Genomic DNA, 7020 nt, shown 5'->3' with positions numbered 1-7020 from the left:
AAGGCCGAATATAGAGCTGCAATCTACCTTCAATGTCACAATAACTTTTGTCTTGCAAACGGGATGCGTTCATATAGATGACCATAGAAAACGCCTACCACATATTTCCCCTGGCGCAAGGCGCGCAACATGACCTCTGCCATCTGGATATACGTCTGATCGCGCGGTTTGCCATCATCGTAAAGGATATACATATCATAGGCTTTTTTGGCGTTCTTCTCGATAAAAACTTCAGTCAAGGGATCCGCCACAGCATAGAACACTTCATCAGCTGCTTTAATATGGCCCACGGCCTCCATCGTCAGTTGCGCCAAGCTTTTGATCCCTGAACCAACAATCACAAGCTGACCGCCATGAGAAACTCGGCTTGGTTTGGTGCTGGTAACCCCTGCAATATCGGTCGACAAAGGGCTAAGTCTGGCCCCACTAAGCGGCTGGGGACGGAAGGGCAGTAATCGTTTTGTGGTGTTGCTCTCGACTGAACCCACCACTAAGACCCCCAATTCTATGGTTGCGCTTACCACTAACCACTGAGAATTGTCGCTCAGTTCCTGTTCTGAGGCTACCGCCAATTCGGAGGGATTTTCGCTTTCAACTGGGAAATCTGTGTTAAACGCATCGTTGCTCAGTTCCCGCAGGTGATTACCAATGATATTAGCAGCGGGGTTTTCATGTTGGTTCACACTGACATTTTCCACGCCGTTGAGCCAGACACTGCCGAATACTCCAGTATGATGGAGAGTTCCACACAGGCGATACAGTTGCCCATCGAAATACATTCCACCATTAAATGTAAAAAGGAAGGTATCGCGGGTTCGTGTCGGTTCATATTGTAACTTCCCCTTAACAACATTACGAACTTCATCAGGATTATTAAGGAGCCAGTCAATTAAGTCTTGTTTCGTTGGTAATGACATATATGTATCCTCACTAAGGATCCTACTGTTCATTTCCGATCACCAGCCTCGATAGCAACTATGCCATTTTTCCCACATCGGCCTTATCATTGCGTTTGACCGTGATCATATACATACTCCCCTTCTCACCGATCACCGACGACTTTAAACAGGTATTTTCCAGCGCGAAGGTTTACAACTTCACAAAATCACTAATTTACTAATAACGATATTGTTTCGCATAACTTCGCTGGCGTTCGCCAGTTTACTTCGCGGCTTGTTTACCGCTGGATTGGCGACTTTATACACCGACCGTAACTCATCAACTGCAGACAAAAACAGGGTATTAAATGACAATTGAGATCCACGACCGGGCTACTGATATACATGTTTATGATTACTTCATGAAATTGTATAAAATTAAATAATGCTACTGCATTTACATTGCCTTTAGGATAACCATGAATAAACACGGTTTTATCGCATTAAGAACAGATTGCCTAATCTACGCTTTTTGCAGAATGAGTGACCCGTGTCTTTAATCCGAAAAACTTTCAAACGTCTACTCGATTGATATTATCGCGGAATTTGTCACAAGTGATATCAATAAAAAATTATATGGGTGATATTTCTTCTATGTGTACATTGTTTTTTTGAAAAAACACTAAAAGAATGTACAATCATAATTATCTTACACCTTTCTATGAGAGTTGTGCATATGCAAAAAAATTACGGCGGGATTCCAGATATAGCGAGAAGAGCTGAGTTAATGCTGCAAGGGCTAAGTGATCAAATTGAACAACAACGAATAGAACTTGATCAGACCGAGTATTATCAGACATTTACAAAAAATTCTGTTGCCAAAATGCCTATGCTAAATCGGCGAGCGGTAGATCAAGCTATAATCGAGATGGAAGAACATGGTTATGAATTTAGTAGACGTCAAACAGGTTCTACTTCCCAGTATGCACTGACACTTCAGAATGTTATCGATATTTATAAACACCGTAATATTCCTACCTATCGAGACAAGTGGGGAGATGCTTTCACTATTTTCGTGGTTAACCTTAAAGGTGGAGTATCAAAAACTGTGTCAACAGTGACACTTGCTCATGGTTTGCGTTCTCATCCATCTTTAATTCATAACGATTTACGTATATTAGTTATTGATATGGATCCCCAGGCATCCAGTACAATGTTCCTGAGTCATCACAATAGCATTGGTTCTGTTTTGGAGACAGCAGCTCAGGCTATGCTTAATAACGTAAGCCGTGAACAACTTATTGAGCAATTTGTCCATCCTACCGTTATGCCAGGCGTGGATGTGATGCCAGCTTCTATTGATGATGCCTTTGTAGCAAGTGAGTGGAATCAGTTGGTACAACAATACTTACCTGGTATCTCTCCTTCTGACGTGTTACGAAAAACGGTTATTGATCGCCTTTCCAAAGATTATGATTTTATCTTCATTGATACAGGGCCACATCTGGATGCATTTATGCTTAATGCTATTGCAGCCAGTAATCTCTTGCTGACTCCAACTCCTCCTGCTCAAGTTGATTTCCATTCAACAATGAAATATCTCACTCGGTTGCCTGAAATGATCGAACGCATTGAAGCGGAAGGAATAGAACTGCATTTGCAAGGTAATATTGGCTTCATGTCGAAAATGGGCACAAAGTATGATCATCAAACTTCACAAAGTTATGCTCGTGAAGTTTTCACTGCTTCAATGCTTGATGCGTCACTTCCCCGATTGGATGGGTTTGAACGCTGTGGTGAAACTTTTGATACGGTGATTAGTGCTAATCCGGCATCATATCCGGGAAGTCCTGAAGCATTAAGGAATGCTAAAAACCAGGCGGATATTTTTGTCCGTGCTGTATTTGACAGAATTGAGTATATAAGGAGCCAACAGTGAGTAAAAACAAAACTATTCGGAGGCTCGGGCGAACAATGGGGAACTCTCCACTAAATCATATGGTGAATTCTCAAGAAGCTGAAAAACGAACCTTCACTCTTTCCTCTGGGAAAAAGGTGGTTTTTACGCGCCAACATATTTCAGCAAATGAGCTGGAAGAGAAAACATTTGTTGATCCTACTATTAATGGTCGTGACCAAAGTACGCTAACTAGAGAATCCTTACAGGACATTATTAGGACGATATTCCTACAACAATTTTTCCCAGCTATTGGTCGTGTCATTGATGGAAAGATTGAAATACTGGATGGTTCACGTCGTCGGGCCGCCTGTATTTTTTTGAATATCGGATTGGATGTTTTACTCACTGATGAAGATATTGATGTACATGATGCCCGTCAATTGGCTGCGGATTTGCAAACAGCCAAAGAACATAATTTACGGGAATTGGGATTGCGTTTTCAGTTCATGTTGGATAGTGGAATGAAACAGCGTGATATTGCTGAAGTTGAGGGTATTTCAACTGCAAAAGTTACGCGCGCACTTCAAGCTGCATCAGTTCCAGCAGAAATGATTGCTTTTTTCCCGGTTGTTTCCGAATTATCTCTATCAGACTATAAGTTTTTGCTGAGTATGATGGAAGAGATTAAGAAGTTAAATCTTTCATTAGAAGAAATACTGGACGAAATTCGTGACAAAATGGATAAGGCTGAAATAAAAGAAGAAACACCAGATTCCATTAAAAATGCGATTATAAGCCATTTTCGTAGTGTAAAACTAGCACGTAAATCCCGTCATTCAGATCCTGTTACTGTAAGTCAGCTGAGAATATTTGAAGATAAACGTACTTATGCTCGACGCAAAGAGCATCAGAAAAACAGAACCGTTGTTTATGAATTTTCACGTCTCGACAAAAAACTTCAGTCTCGTATTGATTTAGCTTTAAATGAAATTTTTGCATCGTTAGAAAATGAAGAAGCATCCTCGGTTGAGAGTCGTTGATGTTCTCTCCTCCATGAAGGTATAGGTATCTACACATCTCCAAACTGACCTAATGTATGCGTAGCAAGTTGGGTCAGTTCTTCTACTGACCATAATCGAAGTGTAGGGAGTTATCAGCCTGCTAAATATAGGTACCATTTATGACGAAAAATGCGTAAGCAACTTGGACTGTTGAGGCATATTCCATAATCGAGCAAACATTTTTTTATTCATCATATAGAATAAAAAAGCGGTGAAATTTAGGTAAACTATTGGGAATTTCACCTTGAAATTTTTCAAAAAAATACTATTAAATCATAATGATAATAATGAAAAAAGTTGCGGGGAAATTTAACTTTTTTCCTTCGTCACCCGTAGCTTTTATATTTAAGTAATCGCACCCATTTTACCGGATTGCACATATATATTGTGCCAAATATAATTATGTTCATATCGCAATCAATTTTCAAAATACAAGGGCTCGTGGTTTTTTGCTGAAGAAGATAGGAAGTAATAAATCGATCATTGAAGGAAGGTTACGCTAATGAAACATATTAATGCTTATGTATCATCACAGGCATTGAGGGGTGACTTGGATCGATAGGGATGAATTGGCAGAAACACGTATCTAATTTCAATAGGCTATGCGCTGAAAAGGGGATCAGCATCCGTGAATATGCCGAATATTACCACCTCAACCCCAACACGGCGCGCCGCTATTTGAGGTCGGCCCATTCTGCCCCCTCCGATGATCATGGTGCAAAGCGTGATCAAACCCATCCCCCCAAAAAGCACAGGCCAGAAGCCGGACAATCCGCGGAAAGCCATGCCCGCCCTAGCCCCAGGCCGAGCACCAAAAGGAGGCAAACAGACACCGATGCGCCGTCTTCACCGGTAAAAAGTGCCGACAGCCGGAACGCGAAACTGATCATGCCGCCTGAAGTGATCATGACCCATCAAAAATTACCCCGGGGGGAAGGCCGTCGTTTGCCGGTGGGCAATGAAACCGCCATGAAACACGGCCGGTACGCCACGCCAAGGCAGGCCGATGTCGATTAATGGCCGCGGGTTATCTGGATGGCCTGGAAATGGATTTGATGCGGCGGGCATTGGCCCACGTCGCATTGGTGGAGCGGGTGCGTGACCGATCCATCGCCGAGCTGGAAAAGCAGGAAGCGGAATTTGCACTGAATCCTGAAGCAGGCGCGCTGCATCCGGCCTTTAAGCAGCTCAAAATGCTGAATGACTGTGCGTATGCCATGACCGATGTGATGCGTACCCTGACGGCCCTGAAACAGGGGCTACTGAAAACCCACCGTGATGAGGAAAAACACGCGGTTAAAATGGGTGAAACCACGCTCATCGCCAATGCCTATCAATACCAGCAAGAGCAAGCATGGGGGGCGCTGCAAACGGCCGATTACATTGAATCCCAGGGCGGTAAGGTGCCTCCGGCTTTGTTGGAAAGGGTGCGCCATGCCCTGAAGCAGGGATCGGAAGAGGACGTCGAGAATACCGTGATTGACCCGGAGGAACTGGACCGGCAGGTCTGCGCCTACCGGGCGACAAAACGTCAGCAGGTGCATGAGCTGGTCGATCAGGGCGGTTATGGCGACCGGGATCACTGGGGTGAGACACGGGAAGGCGAGTTACTGGCGTCGTTAGACGACGTACCGGATTATGACTATGCGGCTACGGAGGATATTTATGACGCGGAGGACAACCGGTAGTGGCTGCCCGACCCAAGAAACCCCGCAGTGTGGTCAGTGATCCCCGCTGGCGGGAGATGGTTATCCGCTACCGGTACGACTGGAGACTGGCCGCCGTTCAGTTGTTTGGCAAAACCCCCACCTGGCAGCAGGATTTGATCCTGGCGGCCGTGCAGGAATGTGGCAGTAAAACCAGCGTCACCTCGGGGCATGGCACGGGCAAATCGGACATGACCAGCATCATGATCCTGTACTTTATGCTGTTTCACCCCGATGCCCGGGTGATCATCGTGGCCAACAAAATTCAACAGGTCATGACCGGAATTTTCAAATACCTGAAGGTGAACTGGCAGGAATGTATCCGGCGTTTTCCGTGGCTGCAACGTTACTTTGTTCTGACAGAGACGACATTTTACGCGGTGGGTGGAAAAGGCGTCTGGACCGTCATGCCTAAGGGGTTCCGGCTGGGGAATGAAGAGGCGCTGGCCGGGGAACATGCCGAATACCTGTTTTACATTGTGGACGAGGCCTCCGGGGTGTCGGATAAAGCCTTCGGGATTATCACGGGGGCCCTGACCCAGCGAGATAACCACATTCTGCTGCTTTCCCAGCCCACCCGCCCCGGCGGGTATTTTTACGATACCCACCATAGCCTCGCCCGCCACCCTGACAACCCCCATGGGCTGTATACGGCGATCACGCTCAATGCGGAAGAATCGCCGCTGGTGGTGCCGGCATTCATTAAAATGAAACTGGCGGAATACGGCGGGCGTGACAGCGTGGAATACCAGATTAAGGTGTTGGGCCAGTTTCCTAAATCGGTGACTGGGTATCTATTAGGGCGGCACGGCGTCAGGTCTATCTGGAAAAAGGCTGGGGCTGGGTGGCCCTGTGTGACGTGGGGAACGGGCGGGATAAGTCTATCATTAACCTGTGCAAAATCTCCGGGGCGCGCGGTGATACCCGCCGGCTGGTGAACTACAACATCATCGAAATGGACGGGGCTTGTGATCCGGTTGAATTTGGGGAATTTATTCATCTGACGTGCGATCCCGTCCTTTACCCCAATATCAGCCTGGTCGTTGACAGTGACGAGGTTGGCTCAGATACAACCAGCATCCTGGAGCGGAGCGGCCGTGAGGTGCAGCGTATCCGGTGGGGGAAACCGATGTTCAGCCACTATGACCGTAGCCGCTATCTCAACCAGCGCGCTTACGCCAATGTAGCGGCCCAGCGGGCCATTCGCAGCGGACGAATGCGGCCGGACAACAGCAGCAAGAGCGCCGAACAGGCCGCCAAGATACCGGTCAGGATTGATGAGAACGGGCGCTGGGTAATAATGAAAAAAGCGCTGATGAGAGCGAAACTCAATATTCGCTCTCCGGATCGCTGGGATACCTACTGTTTTGGGATGCTCTGTGATTTCGTCCCGGCGGCGGAACCAGCGAAAGTCCGGGCCGAATTGACGCTGAACGCGATGTCAGGTTAGGCCCTGACGGGTCCGCCATTCATGG

The 7020-nt window shown here is 46.4% G+C and carries 7 protein-coding genes; 6 read left to right on the top strand and 1 reads right to left on the bottom strand.

Going from position 1 to position 7020, the window contains the following annotated elements; genetic code table 11:
- Positions 1-35 precede the first annotated feature (35 nt).
- Positions 36-917 (bottom strand): SAM-dependent methyltransferase, encoded by an 882-nt coding sequence (locus Xsze_RS21150; RefSeq protein WP_169924462.1) that lies wholly within the window; start codon positions 915-917, stop codon positions 36-38.
- Between the two features lie 697 nt (positions 918-1614).
- Here Xsze_RS21150 and Xsze_RS21145 point away from each other — a divergent pair.
- From Xsze_RS21145 to Xsze_RS23025, 6 genes are all read left to right on the top strand, one after another.
- Positions 1615-2817 (top strand): AAA family ATPase, encoded by a 1203-nt coding sequence (locus Xsze_RS21145; protein ID WP_038239143.1) that lies wholly within the window; start codon positions 1615-1617, stop codon positions 2815-2817.
- Positions 2814-3818, top strand: a complete 1005-nt coding sequence (locus tag Xsze_RS21140) for a ParB family protein (RefSeq protein WP_244431809.1) — start codon at positions 2814-2816, stop codon at positions 3816-3818. The genes Xsze_RS21145 and Xsze_RS21140 overlap by 4 nt, the downstream gene beginning before the upstream one ends.
- Before the next feature lie 699 nt (positions 3819-4517).
- The gene (locus Xsze_RS21135; protein WP_143707612.1) at positions 4518-4856 is read left to right on the top strand and encodes a hypothetical protein; all 339 of its coding nucleotides are present in this window, start codon (positions 4518-4520) and stop codon (positions 4854-4856) included.
- Positions 4856-5527, top strand: a complete 672-nt coding sequence (locus Xsze_RS21130) for a hypothetical protein (RefSeq protein WP_038239137.1) — start codon at positions 4856-4858, stop codon at positions 5525-5527. Before Xsze_RS21135 ends, Xsze_RS21130 begins: the two co-directional genes overlap by 1 nt.
- Positions 5528-5583: 56 nt before the next feature.
- Positions 5584-6483: a hypothetical protein gene (locus tag Xsze_RS23030; RefSeq protein ID WP_244590093.1), complete on the top strand. Its 900-nt coding sequence runs from the start codon at positions 5584-5586 to the stop codon at positions 6481-6483.
- On the top strand, positions 6405-6995 hold the full coding sequence (locus tag Xsze_RS23025; protein WP_244590092.1) for a hypothetical protein: 591 nt from the start codon (positions 6405-6407) through the stop codon (positions 6993-6995). Before Xsze_RS23030 ends, Xsze_RS23025 begins: the two co-directional genes overlap by 79 nt.
- Positions 6996-7020: the final 25 nt, after the last annotated feature.

It is taken from the genome of Xenorhabdus szentirmaii DSM 16338, assembly GCF_002632585.1.
GTDB lineage: Bacteria > Pseudomonadota > Gammaproteobacteria > Enterobacterales > Enterobacteriaceae > Xenorhabdus > Xenorhabdus szentirmaii.
The sequence above is the reverse complement of the archived record's forward strand: the minus strand, read 5'-3'. Positions and strand labels throughout refer to the sequence as shown.